20 protein-coding genes are annotated in these 21,667 nt (G+C 63.8%); 13 read left to right on the top strand and 7 right to left on the bottom strand.

From position 1 onward, the window contains the following. The first annotated feature begins 28 nt into the window (after positions 1 to 28). From ACLIMP_RS11435 to ACLIMP_RS11395, 9 genes are all read left to right on the top strand, one after another. Positions 29 to 1,795 (top strand): ATP-binding cassette domain-containing protein, encoded by a 1,767-nt coding sequence (locus ACLIMP_RS11435; protein WP_324695315.1) that lies wholly within the window; start codon positions 29 to 31, stop codon positions 1,793 to 1,795. Then, positions 1,792 to 2,934 (top strand): ABC transporter permease, encoded by a 1,143-nt coding sequence (locus ACLIMP_RS11430; protein ID WP_443477854.1) that lies wholly within the window; start codon positions 1,792 to 1,794, stop codon positions 2,932 to 2,934. Before ACLIMP_RS11435 ends, ACLIMP_RS11430 begins: the two co-directional genes overlap by 4 nt. A 4-nt stretch (positions 2,935 to 2,938) precedes the next feature. Further along, on the top strand, positions 2,939 to 4,051 hold the full coding sequence (locus ACLIMP_RS11425) for an ABC transporter permease (protein WP_324695311.1): 1,113 nt from the start codon (positions 2,939 to 2,941) through the stop codon (positions 4,049 to 4,051). 17 nt (positions 4,052 to 4,068) lie between these two features. Next, positions 4,069 to 5,586, top strand: a complete 1,518-nt coding sequence (locus tag ACLIMP_RS11420) for an efflux transporter outer membrane subunit (protein WP_324695309.1) — start codon at positions 4,069 to 4,071, stop codon at positions 5,584 to 5,586. Between the two features lie 176 nt (positions 5,587 to 5,762). Then, on the top strand, positions 5,763 to 6,089 hold the full coding sequence (locus ACLIMP_RS11415; RefSeq protein WP_243692748.1) for an FtsB family cell division protein: 327 nt from the start codon (positions 5,763 to 5,765) through the stop codon (positions 6,087 to 6,089). Between the two features lie 161 nt (positions 6,090 to 6,250). Beyond that, positions 6,251 to 7,336: a pyruvate dehydrogenase (acetyl-transferring) E1 component subunit alpha gene (gene pdhA, locus ACLIMP_RS11410; RefSeq protein WP_185997376.1), complete on the top strand. Its 1,086-nt coding sequence runs from the start codon at positions 6,251 to 6,253 to the stop codon at positions 7,334 to 7,336. Then, positions 7,336 to 8,697, top strand: a complete 1,362-nt coding sequence (locus ACLIMP_RS11405; RefSeq protein WP_443477853.1) for a pyruvate dehydrogenase complex E1 component subunit beta — start codon at positions 7,336 to 7,338, stop codon at positions 8,695 to 8,697. Before pdhA ends, ACLIMP_RS11405 begins: the two co-directional genes overlap by 1 nt. A 124-nt stretch (positions 8,698 to 8,821) precedes the next feature. Continuing rightward, entirely contained in the window at positions 8,822 to 9,502 is a 681-nt protein-coding gene (locus tag ACLIMP_RS11400) for a hypothetical protein (protein ID WP_324695302.1), read from the top strand. A gap of 83 nt (positions 9,503 to 9,585) precedes the next feature. Further along, the gene (locus ACLIMP_RS11395) at positions 9,586 to 10,053 is read left to right on the top strand and encodes an EF-hand domain-containing protein (protein ID WP_443477852.1); all 468 of its coding nucleotides are present in this window, start codon (positions 9,586 to 9,588) and stop codon (positions 10,051 to 10,053) included. Between the two features lie 40 nt (positions 10,054 to 10,093). On the opposite strand, the gene trmFO is transcribed toward ACLIMP_RS11395, so the two are convergent. Beyond that, positions 10,094 to 11,443 (bottom strand): methylenetetrahydrofolate--tRNA-(uracil(54)-C(5))-methyltransferase (FADH(2)-oxidizing) TrmFO, encoded by a 1,350-nt coding sequence (gene trmFO / locus ACLIMP_RS11390; RefSeq protein ID WP_324695298.1) that lies wholly within the window; start codon positions 11,441 to 11,443, stop codon positions 10,094 to 10,096. Between the two features lie 99 nt (positions 11,444 to 11,542). Between trmFO and ACLIMP_RS11385 the strand changes: the two genes are divergently transcribed. Beyond that, positions 11,543 to 12,172, top strand: coding sequence for a hypothetical protein (locus ACLIMP_RS11385; RefSeq protein WP_324695296.1), 630 nt, complete (start codon positions 11,543 to 11,545; stop codon positions 12,170 to 12,172). Positions 12,173 to 12,176: 4 nt separating this feature from the next. Here the strand turns inward: ACLIMP_RS11385 and ACLIMP_RS11380 are convergent, their stop codons facing one another. Further along, entirely contained in the window at positions 12,177 to 12,521 is a 345-nt protein-coding gene (locus tag ACLIMP_RS11380; protein ID WP_324695294.1) for a DUF952 domain-containing protein, read from the bottom strand. Beyond that, positions 12,518 to 15,346, bottom strand: a complete 2,829-nt coding sequence (gene gyrA, locus ACLIMP_RS11375) for a DNA gyrase subunit A (RefSeq protein ID WP_324695291.1) — start codon at positions 15,344 to 15,346, stop codon at positions 12,518 to 12,520. Before gyrA ends, ACLIMP_RS11380 begins: the two co-directional genes overlap by 4 nt. A 317-nt stretch (positions 15,347 to 15,663) precedes the next feature. Here gyrA and ACLIMP_RS11370 point away from each other — a divergent pair, with 317 nt between their 5' ends. Then, entirely contained in the window at positions 15,664 to 17,013 is a 1,350-nt protein-coding gene (locus tag ACLIMP_RS11370; RefSeq protein ID WP_324695289.1) for a hypothetical protein, read from the top strand. An 80-nt stretch (positions 17,014 to 17,093) separates the two neighbouring features. On the opposite strand, the gene ACLIMP_RS11365 is transcribed toward ACLIMP_RS11370, so the two are convergent. After that, a complete protein-coding gene (locus ACLIMP_RS11365) occupies positions 17,094 to 17,762 on the bottom strand; it encodes a carbonic anhydrase (RefSeq protein WP_054437788.1) in 669 nt (222 codons plus the stop codon). A gap of 84 nt (positions 17,763 to 17,846) precedes the next feature. Between ACLIMP_RS11365 and lipA the strand changes: the two genes are divergently transcribed. Together lipA and ACLIMP_RS11355 are read left to right on the top strand one after the other, a co-directional pair. Beyond that, positions 17,847 to 18,800 carry a lipoyl synthase gene (lipA, locus tag ACLIMP_RS11360; RefSeq protein ID WP_054437786.1) on the top strand — a complete coding sequence of 318 codons (954 nt, stop codon included), beginning with the start codon at positions 17,847 to 17,849 and terminating at the stop codon, positions 18,798 to 18,800. A 16-nt stretch (positions 18,801 to 18,816) separates the two neighbouring features. Beyond that, positions 18,817 to 19,257, top strand: a complete 441-nt coding sequence (locus ACLIMP_RS11355; protein ID WP_054437784.1) for a type II toxin-antitoxin system RatA family toxin — start codon at positions 18,817 to 18,819, stop codon at positions 19,255 to 19,257. Between the two features lie 42 nt (positions 19,258 to 19,299). Here the strand turns inward: ACLIMP_RS11355 and ACLIMP_RS11350 are convergent, their stop codons facing one another. The 3 genes from ACLIMP_RS11350 to ACLIMP_RS11340 are packed head-to-tail and all read right to left on the bottom strand — an operon-like array spanning position 19,300 to position 21,581. Then, entirely contained in the window at positions 19,300 to 19,827 is a 528-nt protein-coding gene (locus tag ACLIMP_RS11350; protein WP_132469772.1) for a CinA family protein, read from the bottom strand. A gap of 1 nt (position 19,828) precedes the next feature. Beyond that, the gene (locus ACLIMP_RS11345) at positions 19,829 to 20,386 is read right to left on the bottom strand and encodes a hypothetical protein (RefSeq protein WP_443477851.1); all 558 of its coding nucleotides are present in this window, start codon (positions 20,384 to 20,386) and stop codon (positions 19,829 to 19,831) included. A 10-nt stretch (positions 20,387 to 20,396) separates the two neighbouring features. Continuing rightward, positions 20,397 to 21,581 (bottom strand): bifunctional 2-C-methyl-D-erythritol 4-phosphate cytidylyltransferase/2-C-methyl-D-erythritol 2,4-cyclodiphosphate synthase, encoded by a 1,185-nt coding sequence (locus tag ACLIMP_RS11340; RefSeq protein WP_324695283.1) that lies wholly within the window; start codon positions 21,579 to 21,581, stop codon positions 20,397 to 20,399. Positions 21,582 to 21,667: the final 86 nt, after the last annotated feature.

Below are 21,667 nucleotides of genomic sequence, written 5' to 3'. Positions count from 1 at the left end.
CGAGACCGAAGACGCCGGGACAGGCAGGATGACAAGCGCACTGACGGTGCGGAGCCGGAACCTGCGAAAGAGTTTCATCGGCGCGGACGGTAAAGCGTTCGATGCCGTGCAGGATCTTTGTCTGGACATCCGCGAGGGGACGATCACGGCGCTCGTCGGGCCGGATGGGGCAGGCAAGACGACGTTGATGCGGATGATGACCGGATTGCTGGCTCCCGACGGTGGCACTCTGGATGTACTGGGCATCGACGTGACACGGCGTCCGCAGGCGGTGCAGGACCGAATCAGCTACATGCCGCAGCGCTTCGGTCTCTACGAGGATCTCAGCGTTCAGGAGAACCTCGATCTCTACGCCGATCTCCACGGCGTGCCGCAGGAGCTGCGCGCCGAGCGCTTCTCGCGAATGCTGGAAATGACCGACATGGCCCGTTTCACCGGACGTCCGGCGGGGAAGCTTTCAGGCGGGATGAAGCAGAAGCTCGGGCTCGCCTGCACGCTTGTGCGCGTGCCCGATCTTCTCCTGCTGGACGAACCGAGCGTCGGGGTCGACCCGCTGTCGCGGCGCGATCTCTGGGAGATCATCGAGCAGTTGATCGAGGCGGAGGGGCTGAGCATCATCGTCAGCACTGCCTACATGGATGAGGCTGGGCGCTGCGACGAGGTGCTGGTCATGGATCACGGCCGCCTGCTGGATCAGGGCACACCGGGTGAACTGACGAAAAAGGCCCGCGGTCTGACTTTCGTGGCCGCACCGCCTGCTAATATGCCTGCGCGCGATCTGCAGGCCAGGTTGATCGATGCGCCCGACCGGATCATAGACGCGGTGCCGAGAGGCGGTGCGGTGCGCTTCATCCGGTCGCCCGACGCCGAACTGCAAGACATGGAAGACCTGCTCGACGGCGTTGAAGCGGAGCCGAGAGCCGAACAACTGGAGGATGCCTTCATGCTTCTGCTGCGCCAACACGATGGCGTGCGCGAGGCGGAGAGCAAGGCGCCCATCGTTGCGATAGAACCCGAACCGGGAGGGGCGGAAGATGACGAGGCCGTCATCCATGTACGCGACCTGGTGCGGCGTTTCGGAGATTTCACCGCCGTCGCCAGCACCTCGTTCGACGTGCGGCGCGGCGAGATATTCGGGCTGCTCGGTCCCAACGGCGCGGGCAAGACCACGACCTTCCGGATGCTCTGCGGGCTGCTTCCGGCGACCAGTGGGACGCTCGAAGTGGCGGGTGTCAACTTGCGCCGCGCACGGGCGCAGGCGCGGCGGCGGATCGGCTATGTCGCGCAGAAATTCTCGCTCTATGCAAATCTCACCGTGCGCGAGAACCTTGAGTTCTTCGGGGGCGCCTACGGTCTTCGCGGCACCATCCTGCGCGAACGGGTGAAGGCGATCATCGGGCAATTCGATCTCGATCCGGCGGCTGTCAGTGGAGAACTGCCGCATGGCTACAAGCAGCGGCTCGCCATGGCGGCAGGGCTCGTGCACGAACCGGAAATCCTGTTCCTCGATGAGCCGACCAGCGGCATCGATCCGCTGGCGCGGCGATCCTTCTGGCGCACGATCACGGCGCTTTCGCAGGCCGGCGTGACGGTGGTTGTCACCACGCACTTCATGGAAGAAGCGGAATATTGCGATCGTATCGCCATCCAGGATGCTGGACGGATGCTTGCGCTCGGCACTCCGCAGCAAGTGCGCGAGCAGGCAGGCGGCGGCGACATCGACATGGATGCGGCCTTTATCGCCATTGTCGAACAGGGGCGCGCCGCCGATCATGACAGCAAGGTAGCGACGTGACAGCGGACAGCACCTTCCTGTCGAGGTTGGCCGCTCTTTCTCGCAAGGAAACGCGCCAGATGCTGCGTGACCGCAGCAACCTGATGGTCGGGCTGCTCCTGCCGGTCGGGCTGATCCTTCTGTTCGGCTTCGGGCTCTCGTTCGACGTGAAGAATGCGCCTGTCGCGCTGGTGCTTCAGGACCGTTCCGATACTGCGCGCGAGATCGTCTCGGGCATCCGGGGATCGCCCTATCTCTCCCCTGTCGATGTCGAGACGATGGAGGAGGCCAGCGAAATGCTGCGCAGCGGCCGGGTCGACGCCATCGTGCGGGTGCCGGTCGACTTCGCGCGGGCACAAGCGGTTGGCAGGGGAAGTGCAGGCGGCCAGATCCAACTCATCCTCAACGGCGTCGATTCCACGACCGCACAGACACTGGAGGCCTATGTGCAAGGCGCGATCGGCACGGTCGTGCTGCGGCAGTCCGACCGCGCAGGTTCGGTCGGGGCCGGCGGCAGCGTAACGCTGATGCAGCGGACCTGGTTCAACGAGGAGGGCAACAGTCGCTGGTATCTTGTGCCGGGGTTGATCGTGCTTGTCATGACCCTGGTGGGCGCCTTCCTCAGTTCGCTGCTGATTGCGCGGGAGTGGGAGCGCGGCACGCTCGAATCGCTGTTCGTCACGCCGGTTCGCCCCGTCGAAATGGTACTGTCCAAGATCGCGCCCTATCTCGTGGTGGGGATGATCGATCTGGTGATGTGCCTGCTGGCGGCGCGCTTCCTGTTCGATGTCCCGATCAGAGGCTCGATGGTGGCGATCGTGCTCTGCTCGTTTCTCTACCTGCTGGTTTCGCTGCTGGTCGGGCTCCTGATTTCAGGCGCGACACGCAACCAGTTCGCGGCGAGCCAGGTGGCGCTTCTGGCAAGCTTCATGCCCGCGCTCATGCTCTCGGGGTTCGTGTTCGACTTGCGCAATGTGCCTCTTGCGGTGAGGATCGTCGGCGAACTGCTGCCGGCAACGCACTTCATGAGCGTTATCAAGAGCCTGTTTCTCGCCGGTACGGACTGGACAATGGTCCTGCGCAACTGCGCGATCCTGATCGGCTACGTCGTGGTGCTGACCCTGCTGACGCAGCGCACCCTGCGCAAGCGTCTGGACTGACGGGATGGACTACCTGATCGCATGGTTCGCCCAGATCGCGGTGCTGTGCCGCAAGGAAGTGCTGGCCCTGTTCAAGGATCCGGCCAACCGCCTGTTGTTGGTGGCCCCGGCATTCATCCAGTCCATGCTGTTCGGCTACGGCGCGATCCTCGATCTCGACTATGTGCCCTATGCGCTGCTCGACCAGAGCAGGGGACAGGCGGCGAGCGAGTTCATCGCCCGGTTGGATGGTACCGGGGTATTCGCAAGAGAGGCCACCCTGACGAGCTCCGCCCAGATCGCGTCGTTGATCGATGGTGGGAAAGTGCTCATGGCGGTAACGATCCCGGCCGATTTCGACCGCCGACTGGCTGCGGGGGAAAGCGCACAAGTACAGATCGTCCTGGATGGCCGAAACTCGACTACGGCGGGTTCGGCTGCGGCTTACGTGTCTTCGGTGACGCAGGGCTTCAATGCGGCGCGAAGCGGAATGCAGGGCGTAAGCGTGATCCGGCGGGCCTGGTTCAACCCGAACCTCGAATCGCGATGGCAGATCATGCCCGCCATGATCGCCACACTTTCGATGTTGCAGACCTTGCTGCTGGCGGCGCTGTCCGTGGCGCGAGAGCGAGAGCAGGGAACATTCGACCAGCTTCTCGTCACACCGCTCACCCCTTTGCAGATACTGGTGGGGAAAGCGCTCCCCTCGATCGTCGTCGGATTGCTGCAATCGACGATCGTACTGATGATCGTGCGCTTCTGGTTCCAGATCCCGATGAGCGGATCGCCACTGCTGCTGTACTTCGGGCTTTTCGTGTTCAACCTCGCCTCGGTGGGCATCGGCATGTCGATCTCGGCGCTGGCGCTGAACATGCAACAGGCGATGCTCTACTCGTTTCTCATCATCATGCCGCTGACCTTGCTTTCCGGCATGTTGACGCCGGTGCGCAACATGCCGGAAGTGCTCCAGATCGCGACTTACGCGAACCCGCTGCGCTTCGGCGTCGCCATCGTCCGGCGGGTCTATCTCGAAGGCGCAGTGCTCGGAGACATCGCGCTCGATTTCGTGCCTTTGCTTGTGGTTGCGGCGATAACGCTGCCTCTGTCCGCCTGGCTGTTCCGCCATCGTCTCGCCTGATCCCAGGACCAATGCGCATGACCTCAAGGTTCCTGACTGCCGCACTCACAGCCACGTCACTGGCCCTCTGTCTTCCCGCCTGCACGGTCGGTCCGGACTTCAAGGCACCCACGCCCGCAGCCCCGGATGACTGGGCAAGCTGGCGCGGAGGCGACCCGAGCCTGATCGCGCCCACTTCGGGTAGCGTAACCATTCCGGCGGACTGGTGGACCATACTCGGCGACCCCGTTCTGGATCGTCTGGAGCGGCAGGCCATGGCCGCCAGCCCCGATATCGAAACCGCTGCGCTTCACTTCGCGCAGGCCCGCGCGCAGCGAGGTATCGCCGCGTCCGCAAGTTTGCCGCAAGTCAACGCGAGCGCCCAGGTCAACCGCGAGCGCATGAGCGAGTATGGCGCCTCCACCCGCCTTTTCGACGCTATCGGGGGCAGTGCATCGGGGGCTAGTCGCGACGAACTGGCGAAGTTCCTTGCCGATCCCTTCACGCTCTATCAGGGAGGCTTCGATGCCGGATGGGAGATCGATCTCTGGGGCAGGGTTCGTCGCTCAATCGAATCGGCAGATGCGCAAGTGGCGGGGCAGGGCGCCATGCTGGACCTTGCACGACTGTCCGTCGCCAGCGAGGTCGCCCAGGCCTACTTTGCGCTGCGCACCGCTCAGGCACAGATCGCTTTGGCTAAGGAAGACATCGCGCTGCTCACAGACCAGGTTTCGCTGGTCGCCGCGCGAGCCGATGGCGGCATGGAAAACCATACCGGCCTCGAAACCGACCGGGCCGGACTGCGCGCCCTGGAGGCAAGCCTTCCCGCACTTCAGGCGCAGGAAGCGGCGCAAATTGGCCGTATCGCTCTGGCCTTGGGGCAGCAGCCGGGCTCCCTGCGCGATCTCCTACTACCTACCCGAAATGCAACCGTAATTCCCGCGCCGCCGGACCTTTCGCTAGGGCTGCCCTCCGAAGTCGCCCAGCGCCGACCGGACGTGCGGGCGGCCGAATCGAAACTTCACGCCGCCACCGCCGAGATCGGCATTGCCATCGCCGATCTCTATCCCGCCATCCGGCTTGGCGGCGGGTTCGGCCTGGAGAGCTACCGCAAGGATAACCTGTTCGATTGGGCGAGCCGCACATGGCAGATAGGGCCCGGCCTCAGCCTGCCGATCTTCGATGGAGGTCGCCGCCGCGCCGCCGTGCAGGTCCGCAAGCTCGAAGCGCGCGAGGCCTTTGTGAACTACCAGACGACCGTATTGGAGGCCTGGCAGGAAATCGACGATGCCCTGAACGACTACACTGCCGAGTGGCAGCGACGCGAGAAATTCATCGCCCGCGAAGGCAGCGCGCGAGCAGCATGGCAGAATGTCGAGGCGCGCTATCGGGCTGGTTCCGCCAACTACCTGCCGGTCATCGACGCCCGCCGCGGGCTGCTTCAGGCCGCTCGCGATGTGGCAGACAGCGAAGGGCGTCTGCGCACGCACTTTGCAGCGGTGAACAAGGCGATAGGCAATGCCCCCTCAGCGCCGGGAATACCTCCAAAGGATTAGTCCGAAAGGGGCGATGTGTTCACCCGTGAACGTGCAGCGCATGTTTCAAAAAGTTATCAACACCAATATGCCCCGGCATGCGATAGCTGGCGTGCCGCAAGCCTGTTCCGCATCGCCGCGAATCGGTTATTGTTTCGGCTTGCAACGCGGAATCACTTGTGATTCTATCGATTTCCATGAGGTCCCAGCCCAAGATCATGCGACAGGAAGCCAGCCTCGCCAAGGAACGCCTGGTCCAGGGCATCGCTCTTGCGGTGCTGCTGCTGATGGGTGCGTTCGTGATCGCGGGGCCAAGCGGCATCATCGCCTGGACCGAGAACCAGCATCTCCTGGAAGAACGCCGCGTCAAGCTGGCGGAGCTCCGTCTCGACCGGGATCGCCTGAAGAACCGCGTGAATCTGCTGGACCAGCGCCGCGTCGATCCCGATCTTGCCGGCGAACTGCTGCGCAGCAACCTCAATGTTGCCCGTCCTGACGAAATGGTCATGCTCATCGGCAAATGAAGCCGTCCGCGCCGGTTTTCGGCGCGGTTTGTGGCTGCTGCATTGCGGGCAGCCATAATTTTTGTGCCATTGACGGCAAATTTCCTTCAACGCGCTTTCGATTTCCGCGCGGGGTCCTATAAGCGGCCCGAAATCAATCGCACCAACGATGGGGAGTCCCGTTGCCCAAAGCCAAGATTGACGCCGGTTCCGGCGCCGAGCCTGCCGTAACTCCGGCACAGGACGAAGACTTCGCGCTGCACAGCCTCCAGGAGGCACTCGCGGCCGACCGGCGCTACACGCCGAACAAGGAGGAACTGCTCAACCTTTACGAGCAGATGGTTCTTATCCGTCGCTTCGAGGAAAGGGCAGGCCAGCTTTACGGCCTCGGCCTGATCGGCGGCTTCTGTCACCTTTACATCGGCCAGGAAGCCGTTGCCGTGGGCCTTCAGTCCGCGCTCGATTCCAACCGCGACTCGGTCATCACCGGTTATCGCGACCATGGCCACATGCTTGCCTATGGTATCGACCCCAAGGTGATCATGGCCGAACTGACCGGCCGCGCCGCGGGTATCTCGCGTGGCAAGGGCGGCTCGATGCACATGTTCAGCGTGGAGCATAAGTTCTACGGCGGCCACGGCATCGTCGGCGCGCAGGTCTCGCTCGGCGCAGGTCTCGCTTTCGCGCACAAGTACCGTGAAGACGGCGGTGTCGCGATGGCCTACTTCGGTGATGGCGCTGCCAACCAGGGCCAGGTCTACGAGAGCTTCAACATGGCGGCTCTCTGGAAGCTCCCGATCATCTTCGTGATCGAGAACAACGGCTACGCCATGGGCACCGCCGTGAAGCGCGGTTCGGCTGAAACGCACTTCTACCGCCGCGGCACCGCGTTCCGGATTCCCGGCATGCAGGTTGACGGCATGGACGTGCTCGAAGTCCGCAAGGCGGCCGAACTGGCGCTGGAATACGTGCGCGCCGGCAATGGCCCGGTTCTCATGGAACTGAACACCTACCGTTATCGCGGTCACTCGATGTCCGACCCTGCCAAGTATCGCAGCCGCGAGGAAGTGCAGGACGTGCGCGAGAAGCGCGATCCGATCGAGCACGTGAAGAACGACCTCGTCGCCCTTGGCGTGGACGAGGCCGCGCTGAAGGAAATCGACAAGCGCGTCCGCGCGCAAGTCGCGGAATCGGCCGACTTCGCGGAAAACTCGCCCGAGCCCGAACTTTCCGAACTCTATACTGACGTCCTGGTGGAGCGCTACTGATGGCGATCGAACTCAAGATGCCGGCGCTCTCTCCGACGATGGAAGAGGGCAAGCTTGCCCGCTGGCTGGTCAAGGAAGGCGACGAAGTCGCTTCCGGTGATATCCTGGCTGAAATCGAAACCGACAAGGCGACGATGGAATTCGAAGCCGTAGACGAGGGCACCGTCGGCAAGATCCTCGTGGCCGAAGGCACCGAGGGCGTGAAGGTCGGCACGGTGATCGCCGTGCTCGCCGGTGAAGGCGAAGACGCTTCGGCGGTTTCCGCTCCGGCCCCCAAGGCAGAGGCTGCTCCCGCCGCCGAAGCCGCGCCGGCTGTCAAGGCCGAAGCACCGGCACCGGCTCCCGCGAAGAAGGATCCCGAAGTTCCCTTCGGCACCAACATGAAGACCTCGACCGTCCGCGAAGCACTGCGCGACGCCATGGCCGAGGAAATGCGCCGCGATCCGCGCGTCTTCGTGATGGGTGAGGAAGTCGCGGAATATCAGGGTGCCTACAAGGTTACCCAGGGTCTGCTGGAAGAGTTCGGCCCGCAGCGCGTGATCGATACGCCGATCACCGAATATGGCTTTGCCGGCATCGGCACCGGCGCCGCCATGGGCGGTCTGCGTCCGGTGATCGAGTTCATGACGTTCAACTTCGCCATGCAGGCGATCGATCACATCATCAACTCGGCGGCCAAGACCAACTACATGTCGGGCGGCCAGATGCGGTGCCCGATCGTGTTCCGCGGCCCCAACGGCGCGGCATCGCGCGTCGGCGCGCAGCACTCGCAGAACTACGGCCCGTGGTATGCCAACGTGCCCGGCCTGGTCGTGATCGCGCCTTACGACGCGTCGGATGCCAAGGGCCTGCTGAAGGCGGCGATCCGTAGCGAAGACCCGGTCGTGTTCCTTGAGAACGAACTGGTCTACGGCCGTACCTTCGAACTGCCCGAACTCGACGATCACGTCCTGCCGATCGGCAAGGCGCGGATCATGCGCGAAGGCAAGGACGTGACCATCGTGTCCTACTCGATCGGCGTCGGCCTCGCTCTCGAAGCGGTCGAGCAGCTGGCCGGTGAAGGCATCGATGCCGAAGTCATCGACCTTCGCACCCTGCGTCCGCTCGACAAGGAAACGGTGCTGGCGAGCCTCGCCAAGACCAACCGCATCGTCGTGGCCGAAGAAGGCTTCCCGGTTTGCTCGATCGCTTCGGAAATTTCCGCGATCTGCATGGAGGAAGGCTTCGACAATCTCGACGCACCGGTTGTCCGCGTCTGCAACGAGGACGTGCCGCTGCCTTACGCGGCCAACCTCGAAAAGCTTGCGCTTATCGACACGCCGCGCATCGTCGAGGCTGTCCGCAAGGTCTGCTATCGCTGATCCTTGCGCTGAAGCTGCCCAGGCAGTGACAATCGAGACGGCGGCGGAACGAAGGTTCCGCCGCCGTCTTGCGTTTGGCGTGTTACGCACTTGCGCAAGGGGCAGGGCGGGCTAGAGAGACGCCGTGCCCAAGCAACCCGCCCCCGAAAGCCGCCCGGAAGATCAGCTTCTGCCGATGCTGCCGCAGACCATGCAACTGGCGCTCGCCTATGCGCCATCTCGCGCACGTCTGCCGACTTTGGCACTGCTCGCGCTCGATCAACGCCTTGCAGGGCTTTTGCGGCATTCGCGCGAGCCGATGATGGCGCAGATCCGGCTTGCCTGGTGGCGGGAAACGCTGGGACGCGACGCCAGCGAATGGCCTGAGGGTGAGCCCCTGCTTGCGGTGCTGCGTAGCTGGAAAGGCGCGAACGCCATGCTCGTCCCGCTGGTGAATGGCTGGGAGGCGCTCACCGGCGAAGCTCCGCTTGCTCCGGCCGTGCTTGAGGAGATGGTCGACGGGCGGGCTGCCGCATTCGCCGCGCTTGCAAGAACGCTTGGCCGGGAAGACGAGGCAGATGCGGCGCTGGTCCTGGGGCGGCGCTGGGCCCTTGCGGATCTTGCGACCAAGCTCAATCATCCTGGCGAAAGCGTGGTCGTGCGCCGACTTGTCCAGGGAGAAAAGGGTGCGTCCCCACGCGTTTCGAGGAGCCTGCGTCCATTGGCCGTCCTTGAAGGGCTGGCCCGGGACAATCTGGCTCGCGGCGGCAGCGGATCGGCGCGCAGTGTCTTCAAGGCCATGCGCATCGGCCTGCTTGGCCGCTGACATTCCAACGATAACAGAGATGTAATTTCCCGATGGCGCGGCAGTAAGCGGATAAGCCGCGCGCGTTTGAGGGAGATTTGGCGATGCAGCGCTTCATCCTCGGCGGCCTCACGGTGTTCGTGATGCTGTCGCTGGGTCTGTTCTGGCTACAGGGCCGGGCCGAGGTGGAAAAGGCAGCGCCGTTGCCGCTGGCGTCGGTCGCTCCACCTGACCCGCAGAGCGTGCCAAGTGCTGATCTCACCGACATTGAAGGGCCGGACCTTCCGGAAGCTACCGAGCAGACGCGCGAACAGCGCCGCTTTGGCCGCTACGATCGTGACCGCGACGGCCGGATCACCCGCAACGAAATGCTGTCGACACGAGTCGATGCCTTCCGAAAGCTCGACAAGGACGGCAACAACCTGCTGACGTTTGAGGAATGGGCGGTCGCGACCATCACGAAATTCGATGGCGCCGATACGAATCGCGATCAATCGCTGACACCGGGCGAATTCAGAAAGACCGCGCCGCCCCCGGCCAAGCCCAAACCCAAGTGCAGTTGCGGATCCTAGAGACGTCCCGGATCGAGTCCGGGACGCTAGGATTTCGAGGTCAGGCTGTCGGCACCAGACCTTCAAGCCAGGGCGCGATCTCTTCCTTGGCGCGCGAGGTATAGGCTTCCTTGCGCTGCTTCTTCTTCACGTCGTGAAGCGGCGGGAACAAGCCGAAATTCACGTTCATCGGCTGATAGGTCTCCGCCTCGGCATCGCCGGTGATGTGGGAGAGCAGAGCGCCCAGTGCCGTCGTTCGCGGCGGCGTCTGCCAGTCCCGACCGGAGAGTTCGGCTGCCGTCATCAGTCCGGCCATCAGCCCCACTGCGGCGCTTTCGACATAGCCTTCGCAGCCGGTGATCTGGCCTGCGAACCGCACATGGGGTGCGGTCTTGAGGCGAAGCTGGCGGTCCAGCAGGATCGGCGAGTTGAGGAACGTGTTACGGTGAAGTCCGCCGAGCCGCGCGAATTCGGCATTCTCCAGGCCCGGGATCGTTCGGAACAGGCGAACCTGCTCGGCATGCTTCAGCTTGGTCTGGAAGCCGACCATGTTCCAGATCGTGCCGAGTTTGTTGTCCTGGCGGAGCTGGACGACCGCATAGGCCCAGCGGCCATTGGGATGTTCCGGGGTCGCCCAGTGCGGGTTGTCGAGCCCGACCGGCTTCATCGGTCCGAATCGCAGCGTTTCGACGCCGCGCTCGGCCATGACCTCGATAGGCATGCATCCGTCGAAGTAGGGGGTATTTTCTTCCCATTCCTTGAAGGCGGTCTTCTCGCCGTCGAGGAGGGCCTGATGGAACGCAAGGTACTGGTCCTTGTCCATCGGGCAGTTGATGTAGTCCTTGGTTTCGCCCTTGTCCCAGCGGGAAGCCATCCAGCATACGTCCATGTCGATCGAGTCACGATAAACGATCGGCGCTATGGCGTCGAAGAAGGCAAGGCTGTCAGCTCCGGTCGCGCGGCCGATGCTGCCGGCGAGCATTTCCGCCGTCAGCGGACCGGTGGCAACGATGGTCGTTCCGGTTTCGGGGAGCGTGTCGATCCGCTCTCGCACGATCTCGACATTGGGCAAGGCCGACAGCCGAGCTTCCACTTCGGCGGAGAAGACATCGCGGTCCACTGCCAGTGCCGAACCGGCAGGCACCTGTGCCTTGGCCGCGGCAGACATGATCAGCGAATCGCAGCCGCGCATCTCATGGTGCAGCAGGCCTACGGCGTTCTTCTCGTGGTCGTCGGAGCGGAAGGAATTGGAGCAGACCAGTTCTGCCAGACCGTCGCCCTGGTGGGCGGGGCTACGCTCTCCGGTTCCGCGCATTTCCGAGAGACGGACGCGGAAACCGCGCCGCCCAAGTTGCCAGGCGGCCTCGCTGCCGGCCAGGCCGCCGCCGATGATGTGGACGTCTTGTGTCATGGCGCTTGCGCCTAGACCTTTGCGTGGCATCAGGGAAGGGTGGTGCTGCGGCTAAAAAGGCAAATCCCGAAGCCGCGCCGCAACCGGAGAGTTCAGCGAATGCCCAAGCGCGCCCTGATCGAACGCCGCCCCTGGCTGCTTGCGGCCATAGTCGCGGCGGTTCTGTTCCTATGGTGTCGCAACAGCACGATGCCGGGGCTTTATCTGCTGGCGCTCAAGGCGCTGCCTTTCCTCCTTCTGGCCGTTTATGCGGTCTTGCGGCATCGCGGGAAGGACACCCGGACTCTGGCTGCGATGCTGGTGTTGGAAGGGACAGGTGCGGCGCTCCATGACCTCTACGACTACCCGGCCACGGTTCTGATGATTATCGGGCACGTCATGGGAATTGCTCTGTTTCTGAACCATTTGCGCCGCGATCTTGCGATGGCCCGGAAGATCTTCGCCACAGCGCTGCTACTGCTGACCCCGCTTGTTTTCCTGTTACTGACGAACACCGACCGAGGAGCGGCGCCGGCATTTCAAGGGCTGGCACTCGGCGGGATGGCGGCAAGCGCCTGGGCCAGCACTTTCGTGCGTGCGCGGGTCGGAAGCGGCGCGCTGATCGTGGTCGTGGCCTGCCTGATCGCGCTGGAATGGCCGTCCTGGCAATTCGCCTGGCCACTGTTCTTTGTCGGAAATCTGGTGCTGGCAACGGGGGTGACCGGCGAATTGCGGTCACGCCCGGACTGAACGTTCAGGCCGGGGGCAGGATCAGATTCCCGTCATCACCACGAACCACGGGCCCGTGAGCAAGCACGGCAGAGAGCGGAAGATCGGCATAGATGTGCGGAAACAGCGCGCCGCCACGCGAGACTTCCCACTTCACCGCATCGCCCAGCACGCCGAGGTCTACCACGGCAATAGCGAGGCCGGTCTGTCCGGCGAAGTGCTTGTCCAGCGTTTCCTGCGCCTGATCGGCGGTCGACATATGGATGTAACCGTCCGCCAGATCGACAGGCGCGCCGGTGAAGACCCCGTCGGAGAGCAGCCGTTCAAGCTGCTCCCCGTTCAGAATCTTGTAGGCGACGGTATCGCTCACTCTTCGTCTTCCGAAGAATCACTGTCTTCGGCAGTGTCGGCTTGCGGCGTATCGCCTTCGGTGGCGTCAGGCGCGGTCTGGGCGGCTGCAGCGCCATCGGCCGAAGGTGCCTCGCCCTCCAGCACTTCTTCTTCAGCCGGCTCATCAAGCCGCACGGCGCTGACGACGTGCTCGTCACCCGATACGTTGAACAGGCGCACGCCCGCCGAACCGCGCCCGATCACGCGCAGTGATTCGAGCGGCAGGCGGATAAGCTTTGCCTGATCCGTCACCAGCATGAGTTGGTCGGCACGGGTGGCCGGGAAGCTGGCGACGACCAGACCGTTGCGGCCGATATTGTCGATATTGGTGATGCCCTGGCCGCCGCGGCCCGTACGGCGGTATTCGTAAGCGGAGGACATCTTGCCGTAACCATTGGCACAGACGGTGAGGATGAACTGCTCCTTCTCGGCGAGATACGCGAAACGCTCCTCGTCGATCGGGTTTTCACCGTCCTTGTCACCCTTCCACGGCGCGAAGCGCAGGTAGGCATCGCGCTCGTCCTGGTCCTTCATGCCGACGCGGTGAAGGATCGAAAGCGAGATTACCTCGTCGCCGTCCTTCAGGGTCATCGCCTTGACGCCGGTGGACGTGCGGCTCGCGAATTCGCGAACGAGTTCACCGGCAAAGCGGATCGCCTTGCCCTGGCGGCTTGCCAGCAGCACGTCGTCCGAATGCGCGAGAAGGGCGACCCCGATCAGGCGGTCATCGTTCGGCGTGCCATCGGCGTCGGGTTCGAACTTCATCGCGAACTTGCCGTTCGACGGGATGTTCGCGAAGGCGTCCATGGAGTTACGGCGAACATTGCCCTTCGCGGTCGCGAATACGACCGAGAGCTTGCTCCACTCCTTCTCATCTTCCGGCAATGGCAGGACGGTCTGGATCGTCTCGTCCTTGTCCAGCGACGGCAGGAGGTTGACGATGGGGCGGCCGCGCGTGGTCGGGCCGCCTTCGGGCAGCTTGTAGACCTTGAGGCGGTAGACCTTGCCGGCGGTGGAGAAGAACAGCACAGGATTGTGAGTCGACGTGACGAACATCGTCGTCACGACATCCTCGTCCTTCGTGGACATGCCTGCACGGCCCTTGCCGCCGCGCGCTTGGGCGCGGAAGGTCGAGAGCGGGGTACGCTTGATGTAACCGTCCATCGTGACGGTTACGACCATTTCCTCGCGCTCGATCAGGTCCTCGTCCTCGATGCCGTCGGCGGCACCGGTGATCTGCGAGACGCGGGGCGTGGCATAGAGTTCGCGAACCGCGGTCAGTTCGCCGCGCATGACGCCGTAGAGCTTCACGCGGTCGGCGAGGATCGAGAGATATTCCTCGATCGCGGCGGCCAGGATCTTGAGCTCGTCACCGATCTCGTCGCGGCCGAGCGCGGTGAGGCGGTGCAGGCGCAAGTCGAGGATGGCCTTCACCTGGACTTCGGACAAGCGATAGGAGCCGCCATCCTGTTCCGCGTCGGGCTCGATCGCCTCGACGAGGCGGATGTAGGGCGCAATGTCCCCGATCGGCCATTCCTTCGCAAGCAGGCGCGCACGCGCTTCGGCCGGGTTCGGGGCACTGCGGATCATCACCACGACTTCGTCGAGGTTCGACACCGCAACGACAAGGCCGAGCAAGATATGCGCCCGGTCACGCGCCTTGTTCAGTTCGAACTTGGTGCGCCGGGTGATGACCTCTTCGCGGAACTGGATGAAGGCGTGGATGATGTCGCGAAGGTTGAAGACTTCGGGACGTCCGCCGCGGATCGCCAGCATGTTGGCCGCGAAGTTCGACTGTGCGGGCGTATTGCGCCAGATCTGGTTGAGCACGACTTCGGGGGTCGCGTCGCGCTTCAGTTCGACGACGACGCGCATGCCTTCGCGGTTCGATTCGTCGCGGATGTCCGAGATGCCCTCGATCCGCTTGTCCTTGGCGGCCTCGGCGATCTTCTCGACGAGGTTGGACTTGCCGACCTGATAGGGGATCGAGGTGAGCACGATCGAGCGACGGTCGCCCCGACCTTCTTCGATTTCGTGACGGCAACGCATGATGACCGAGCCGCGGCCCGTGAGGTAAGCGTTGCGAGCGCCGCCCTGGCCCAGGATCAGCGGTGCGGTCGGGAAATCCGGCCCGGGAATGATCTGGATCAGTTCCTCGGTGGTGATCCCCGGATTGTCGATCATGGCAAGGCAGCCATCGACGACTTCGCCGAGGTTGTGCGGCGGGATGTTGGTCGCCATGCCGACCGCGATGCCGCCCGCGCCGTTGACCAGCAGGTTCGGGAAGCGCGCCGGAAGCACGGTGGGCTCGCTTTCGGAGCCGTCGTAGTTGTCGGCGAAATCGACGGTATTCTTGTCGATGTCCGAGAGAAGCTCGTTCGCCACCTTGTCGAGGCGCGCTTCGGTGTAACGCATGGCGGCCGGCGGATCGGGATCCATCGAGCCGAAGTTGCCCTGACCATCGACCAGCGGCAGTCGCATCGACCACGGCTGCGTCATGCGCGCCAGCGCGTCGTAGATCGCGCTGTCGCCATGGGGGTGATACTTACCCATGACGTCACCGACGATACGGCTCGACTTGCGATAAGGACGACCGGCGACGTAGCCCGCTTCCTGGCAGGCGTAGAGGATACGGCGATGCACCGGCTTCAGACCGTCGCGAACGTCGGGCAGGGCGCGGCTCACGATCACGCTCATCGCGTAATCGAGATAGCTCGTCTTCATCTCATCGACGATGTCGATGCGGGTGTATTCGCCTTCGGGACCGATATGCTCGGGGCCGTTAATGTCGGTGTCGTCGCTCACGCGCTGGATCGTTCGTTGCTGCGGGACAAAGGGTGATGGATCGCCCTAGGACATGCGCGGGGGGAAAGCCACCTGAACAGGTGCCACCGCGCCAAGGAGGCGCTCTTTTTCCACACTTATGGGGCGAGTTGGTCTTGCGAGGCGCAGGGAACCGTTCGGGCTGCGACGAATTGCATTCAATCAGCGTTCAGTGGCGGCCTTCTAATCGCCGGGCGAGGTTGCCAAGCGTTCAATTCGACGCCAAACCGGCACTGCAATTTTTACGGAGTCCCGCTTTCGGGCGCGCCTCCACGTGTCTTGATGAGGAGTAGGCCTGGATGGCTCGCAAGTTCCTGATTTCCCGTGTTGCCCTGGCTGTGGCCATGACTGGCGGAATGGCCGCCGCGGTTGCTCCCGTGGCTGCTGTCGCCAAGGAAAAGGCGCCTGCCAAGGCGACGTTCTCGAAGGAATACGCCGCCGTCGCCGCTCCGGTGGACAAGGCTATTGCCGACGCCCAGGCAAATCCCGCAGTGAAGGCCGCCTCGGACAAGGCCAAGGCCGCGCAGACGGATGCCGAGAAGGCTGCCGCGCGCGCCGAAGTGGACGCGGCCATGGGCGGTATCCTGGCGCAGCTCCAGACGGCGGGCGCAGCCGCGCAGCAGCCGATCGACAAGCTCAAGCAGGGCGAGATGACGCGCAATGTCGGCGTTCTGATGAATGACCCCGCCTTGCAGCACAAGGGTCTCGTCATGATGCTCGACAGCGGCCAGACCAGCCCGGAAACGCTGGGTCAGGTCCAGTATCTTGCCGGCGTCACCGCTTATCAGAGCGCGCAGTACGACGTTGCCGCACGCTATCTCCAGCAGTCCTTCGACGCGGGTTACCGTGACCAGCAGAACATGATCCAGCCGCTGCTGGCGGATTCCTACAAGCGTTCGAACAACCCGCAGGCGGCTCTGGCCATGGTCCAGAAGGAGCTTGAGGCGGCGAAGGCAAACGGCACCAAGCCGAACGAAAGCTCGATCCGTAGCGCGCTCCAGGCCTCCTACGACGCCAAGCAACTTGCGCCGTCGACCGAATATGCCGCCATGCTGGCGCAGTACTACCCCAGCGTGGCGTCGTGGAATATCTCGATCTCGATCGTGCGCCAGCTTGCCTCGCTCCAGAACCAGGAAAACATCGACCTGATGCGCCTGATGTTCGCGACGGGCTCGATGAAGGACAAGCGGGACTACTTCGAATATATCCAGAACGTCGATCCGCGCGCGTTCCCGGGCGAAGCCGTCAAGGTCATGGACCAGGGCCTTGCGAAGGGTCTTCTGACCCAGGCCGAGGTCGGCCAGGACCGTGCCAACAGCGCTGGCCGCGTTGCTGCGGACAAGGCATCGCTTCCGGCCGCCGAACGCGACGCTCTCAAGCCTGCCGCAACGGCCGCCTCCGTGACCGGCTCGGCGGACGTCTTCCTGAGCTACGAGCAGTACGCGAAGGCCGAAGAACTTTACAAGGTCGCGCTCGGCAAGCCCGGCGTCGATGCCAACAAGGCGAATCTCCGCCTCGGCATGGCTCAGGCCATGCAGGGCAAGGCCGCCGATGCGCAGGCCAGCCTCGCCAAGGTCACCGGCACGCGCGCACCGATCGCCAAGCTCTGGTCGGCTTATGCCGCTTCCAAGGCTACGCCGGCCTCGTAAGCCGACGTAACCTGGCCAAAAACACGAAAAGGGCGGCGGGAATAACCCGCCGCCCTTTTCTTTTGCCGTTTCCCGAAGGGTCAGGAAATCGGTGCGAATTTTCCGCTGGCGTCATCCATCAGATGAAGCTGCCCGTCTGAGATCGCGAAGAACGCGCCGCGCAGCTTGAGTTCACCGGTCTTCACCTTGTGGCGAACGCAGGGGAACGTCATCAGATTGTCGATGCTGACGCGCACCGCGGCCTGCTCCATCTGGCGTTCCGCCGGGCGTCCGGTCGTGCCGAATTGCGCGGCGACGGGAGCGCGGGCCTCATCCAGCATCGAAATCCAGTCAGCGATGAAACCGCCTTGTCCCGGCTCGGCGCCGTGGAGCTCCTGCGTGAGCGCCGCCTTGCAGCCGCCGCACATGCCGTGGCCCATGACCACGATTTCCTTCACCTTCAGCACCTGTACCGCGAATTCAAGAGCAGCGGAAACACCGTGGTGGCCGGGCGTGGTCTCGAAGGGCGGAACGAGCGCCGCAACATTGCGGACCACGAAGATTTCGCCCGGATCGACGTCGAAGATCTGCGAAGGGTCAACGCGGCTGTCGGAACAGGCCACGATCATCACTTCGGGTTGCTGCCCCTCGCTGAGACGCTCCCAACGCTCTCGGTGGGGGCTCCACCCGCTGTTGCGGAACCGGCGATAGCCGTCGATCAGGGTATCGAGGACGCGTTGTTCTGATTGCGGGGCGTTGGAATCTGTCATGGGTTGCCTCCATTGAAACGCACGCAACCCATAGAGCGGATATTCGCACTGGCAAGCAGGCAAGCTTGCGACTATCTGGACGCCATGAACGACCTTTCCTCCGTGCCGAGCCCCGAGCAGAAGCCCGAACGTCAGCGCAAGCCTGACTGGATCCGCGTCAAGGCGCCGACCAGCAAGGGTTATGGCGAAACGCGCCAGCTCATGCGGGATCTCAAGCTCAACACGGTCTGCGAAGAAGCGGCCTGCCCGAACATCGGCGAATGCTGGACGAAGAAGCACGCCACGGTGATGATTCTGGGCGACACCTGCACACGCGCCTGCGCGTTCTGCAATGTGAAGACCGGAATGCCCGGCCGCGTGGACCCTTCCGAACCGGAACATGTCGCCGAACTGGCGCTCAAGACGGGTCTTGAGCACATCGTCATCACCTCGGTCGACCGGGACGACCTGCCCGATGGCGGCGCCCACCAGTTCGTGAAGGTGATCCAGGCCCTGCGCGCCGCGACTCCGTCGACCACGATCGAAATTCTCACGCCCGATTTCCGCGGCAAGATGCGCCGCGCGATCGAGGCGATCGTGGCGGCCGGCCCCGACGTCTACAACCACAACCTCGAGACCGTGCCCCGCCTTTATCCCACCATCCGCCCCGGCGCCCGTTACTATGCGTCACTGCGCCTGCTGGAAGAGGTCAAGGCCCACGATCCGAAGATCTTCACCAAGTCCGGCGTGATGCTGGGCTTGGGCGAGGAGCGCCTCGAAGTCCACCAGGTCATGGATGACATGCGCTGCGCCGATATCGATTTCCTGACCATGGGTCAGTACCTGCGTCCCACGCCGAAGCACGCCGAGGTCAAGGAATTCGTGACCCCCAAGGCGTTCGATGCCTATGGCGCCATCGCCCGTGCGAAGGGTTTCCTGCAGGTCGCATCCTCGCCGCTGACGCGTTCGAGCTATCATGCCGGCAAGGATTTCGCCGAAATGCGCGCCGCCCGCGAAGCGCAACTGGCCAAGGCCGCGCTGACAAAGACGCCGCGCTGAGCCGGAAGACGTTACTGTGCCCGGAATCCACGAAACCCAGCGCTTGCCCTACAGCGCCGAGCAGATGTTCGACCTCGTAGCCGATGTCGGCCGTTATCAGGAATTCCTGCCCTGGGTGGTCGCCACCCGGGTGAAGTCCGACACCGGAACCGAAATGGTCGCGGACATGCTGGTCGGCTTCAAGGCCCTGCGCGAAAAGTTCACCTCGCGCGTCGAGAAGGTTCGCGCGCGCGAGATCAAGGTCCACTATGTCGACGGGCCGATGAAGGACCTGCACAACCACTGGACGTTCCATCCGGTCGATGCGCATAGCTGCGATATCGAATTCGACGTGCGCTTCAGCTTCCGCAACGCCCTGTTCGAGAAGCTGGCAGGCCAGTATTTCGACAAGGCCTTCCGCAAGATGGTGGCCGCCTTCGAAACCCGCGCCCACGAACTTTACGGCGAACCGGTCTGACCGGACAGGCATCGTCCCGGAGCGATCCGGGACGATGAACGCTCAGTCCGCGTAGGCGGGCAACTCGGTTCCAGGCAGCAGCAGTTCCAGCGCGACCACTGCCGCGTGGTGGCGGATTTCAGCGCGGTTCGCACCTTCGATCAGCTTCTGTTCGGCATGGACCTCTTCCTCGCCGCGATGCGCGCGGGCGAAGACCACGGTTCCCACCGGCTTGAGTTCGCTGCCGCCTTCGGGCCCGGCAATGCCGCTGATCGCGACCGCCACGTCGGCATTGCTGTGCGTGATCGCCCCTTGCGCCATCGCCCATGCCGTAGCCGGTGAAACCGCGCCAAGCGTGTCGATGATATCCGACGCGACCCCCAGCATCTCCTGCTTCGATTCGTTCGAATAGGTCACGAATCCGCGGTCGAGCACGGCGGAGGAGCCGGCCACTTCGGTCAGCGCGGCGCAGACGAGGCCACCCGTGCAGCTCTCGGCCAGTGCGACCTTGCGGCCGATCGCCTTGTTTTCGGCGATCACGCGCACGGCGAGATCGTAGAGGTCCTGCGGGAATAGGATGTTGCCAGACATGTCAGTCCTTGCAGAGAGTGAAGCCGCCGAGCTTCGCCTTGCCGGGCGCCACTTCGTCAGCCTTCGAGGTGACTTCGATGAGCAGCGCGATGAGGCCGGCGGTGTTTTCGGGCGGGAGAGGGAAGAGCAGGTCGAGCGCGAGATCGACCTTGTCGCAGGATTTCAGCGGAAGACCCTGCGAGACCATCCCCTCGACAGTGATGTCGACGAGCGGACGAAGCGATTCGTCGGGAAGATTGCGCGCGAACTGGCCGACTTGCGCATCCTTGCCTTCGCCCAGCTTTAGGAAGGCGATCTTGGCTTCAGGCCAGTAACGACTTTTCTGCGCCGTATAGCGGGCGACGAGTTCGGCGCCGTGATTGCGCAGGTAGGAATCGCTGGGCAAGACCTGGGCGCACCGTTTGCTGGTGCCGGAAATGACCTGGGGAAGGGCATAGCCGAACAGGGATCGCGCCTCGACCTTGGTCAGGCAGGCGGACTGCTGGGCACTTGCCACGCCGGGCAGGATCGCGAGCGCGGACACCGCGGCTAAAGTGAGCATCTTGCGGAAAGCAGGCATCGTAGGCTCCTTAAATCCTGACCAGGCTGACCGCAGCCTGGCAGGCGATTCCCTCTGCCCTGCCAGTGAAACCCAGCTTCTCGGTCGTGGTTGCCTTCACGCTGACAAGGGAGGGATCGGCGCCGAGGATTTCGGCGAGGCGAGCCCGCATGGCTTCGCGGTGCGGGCCGATCTTGGGCGCTTCGCAGATGATCGTCACGTCCGCATTGCCAAGCGCATAGCCGGCCTCGGCCACGAGCTTCGCGGCATGTGCCAGGAACCGGTCGGATGCAGCGCCCTTCCACTGGGGGTCGCTGGGCGGGAAGTGCTGGCCGATGTCGCCCTTGCCCACGGCGCCGAGTAAAGCGTCGACCAGCGCGTGGATGGCGACATCGGCATCGCTATGGCCGGATAGTCCGTGGGTATGGGCGATCTTCACGCCGCAAAGCCAGAGTTCCTCGCCTTCTTCCAGACGGTGGACGTCATAACCGGTGCCGACGCGGATCGGCGGCAGGGCGCCGGCGAAGTCCGCGGCATATGTCAGCTTGTGCAAGGCTTCGTCTCCTTCGACGAGCGCGATACCCATGCCGGACGCCTGCGCCACCTGCGCGTCGTCTCCGGCGGTGGTCGGCCCGTCCCATGCGCGGTGGGCGGCGAGGATTTCGGGGAAGCGGAAGGCCTGAGGGGTCTGTACGCGGCGAAGATCCTCGCGGCGGGCAGGGGCGCCCATCATCTGCCAAACCTCGCCGGGCTCGGCGTGAGCGAGGCTGTCCACGACGGTCAGCACGGGAATCGCCGCCTCATGAACCGCCAGGGCATCCATCAGCCTGTCGATCACGGGGCCAGGGAGAATCGGCCGGGCCGCGTCGTGGATCAGAACCCGGTCGGGATGGCTGCTCACAAGCACTTCGAGCCCGAGTCTGACCGATTTCTGCCGGGTTTCGCCGCCGTTCGCCAACTGGACACCGGGGATGCCGGCCAGCGCTTCGGCGGCGATTTCCTCGGCGCCCTGGGGGATCACGACGAGAATCGGCGAAACCCCCGCGCGGGCCAGCGCTTCGGCCGAATGGCGAACCACCGGCTTGCCGCGCCAGAGCGCAAATTGCTTGGGAACAGGCTGGCCTGCGCGCAGTCCTTTGCCTGCAGCCACCACGATAGCGGCTGTGCGGGGATGTTCGGCGGGACGCGGGAGCGTTTCTGACAGGTCTTGCGACATTGTCGTTGCCGGTAATCGCTTGCCGAGGCGAGGGCAATCCACTATGCGCTGCCTGTTTTTTAGGCACTATACGTTTTTTAGGCAAT

Source organism: Novosphingobium aeonii, assembly GCF_052279045.1.
Lineage (GTDB): Bacteria > Pseudomonadota > Alphaproteobacteria > Sphingomonadales > Sphingomonadaceae > Novosphingobium.
The sequence above is the reverse complement of the archived record's forward strand: the minus strand, read 5'-3'. Positions and strand labels throughout refer to the sequence as shown.

Coding starts and splice junctions, on each gene's coding strand:
- ACLIMP_RS11415 (WP_243692748.1), top strand. CDS start 5,763: ATGAGGTCCCAGCCCAAGATCATGCGACAGGAAGCCAGCCTCGCCAAG.
- ACLIMP_RS11370 (WP_324695289.1), top strand. CDS start 15,664: ATGGCTCGCAAGTTCCTGATTTCCCGTGTTGCCCTGGCTGTGGCCATG.
- ACLIMP_RS11345 (WP_443477851.1), bottom strand. CDS start 20,386: ATGCCTGCTTTCCGCAAGATGCTCACTTTAGCCGCGGTGTCCGCGCTC.
- ACLIMP_RS11435 (WP_324695315.1), top strand. CDS start 29: ATGACAAGCGCACTGACGGTGCGGAGCCGGAACCTGCGAAAGAGTTTC.
- ACLIMP_RS11405 (WP_443477853.1), top strand. CDS start 7,336: ATGGCGATCGAACTCAAGATGCCGGCGCTCTCTCCGACGATGGAAGAG.
- ACLIMP_RS11340 (WP_324695283.1), bottom strand. CDS start 21,581: ATGTCGCAAGACCTGTCAGAAACGCTCCCGCGTCCCGCCGAACATCCC.
- ACLIMP_RS11395 (WP_443477852.1), top strand. CDS start 9,586: ATGCAGCGCTTCATCCTCGGCGGCCTCACGGTGTTCGTGATGCTGTCG.
- ACLIMP_RS11385 (WP_324695296.1), top strand. CDS start 11,543: ATGCCCAAGCGCGCCCTGATCGAACGCCGCCCCTGGCTGCTTGCGGCC.
- ACLIMP_RS11350 (WP_132469772.1), bottom strand. CDS start 19,827: ATGTCTGGCAACATCCTATTCCCGCAGGACCTCTACGATCTCGCCGTG.
- ACLIMP_RS11365 (WP_054437788.1), bottom strand. CDS start 17,762: ATGACAGATTCCAACGCCCCGCAATCAGAACAACGCGTCCTCGATACC.
- ACLIMP_RS11425 (WP_324695311.1), top strand. CDS start 2,939: ATGGACTACCTGATCGCATGGTTCGCCCAGATCGCGGTGCTGTGCCGC.
- lipA (WP_054437786.1), top strand. CDS start 17,847: ATGAACGACCTTTCCTCCGTGCCGAGCCCCGAGCAGAAGCCCGAACGT.
- ACLIMP_RS11420 (WP_324695309.1), top strand. CDS start 4,069: ATGACCTCAAGGTTCCTGACTGCCGCACTCACAGCCACGTCACTGGCC.
- trmFO (WP_324695298.1), bottom strand. CDS start 11,443: ATGACACAAGACGTCCACATCATCGGCGGCGGCCTGGCCGGCAGCGAG.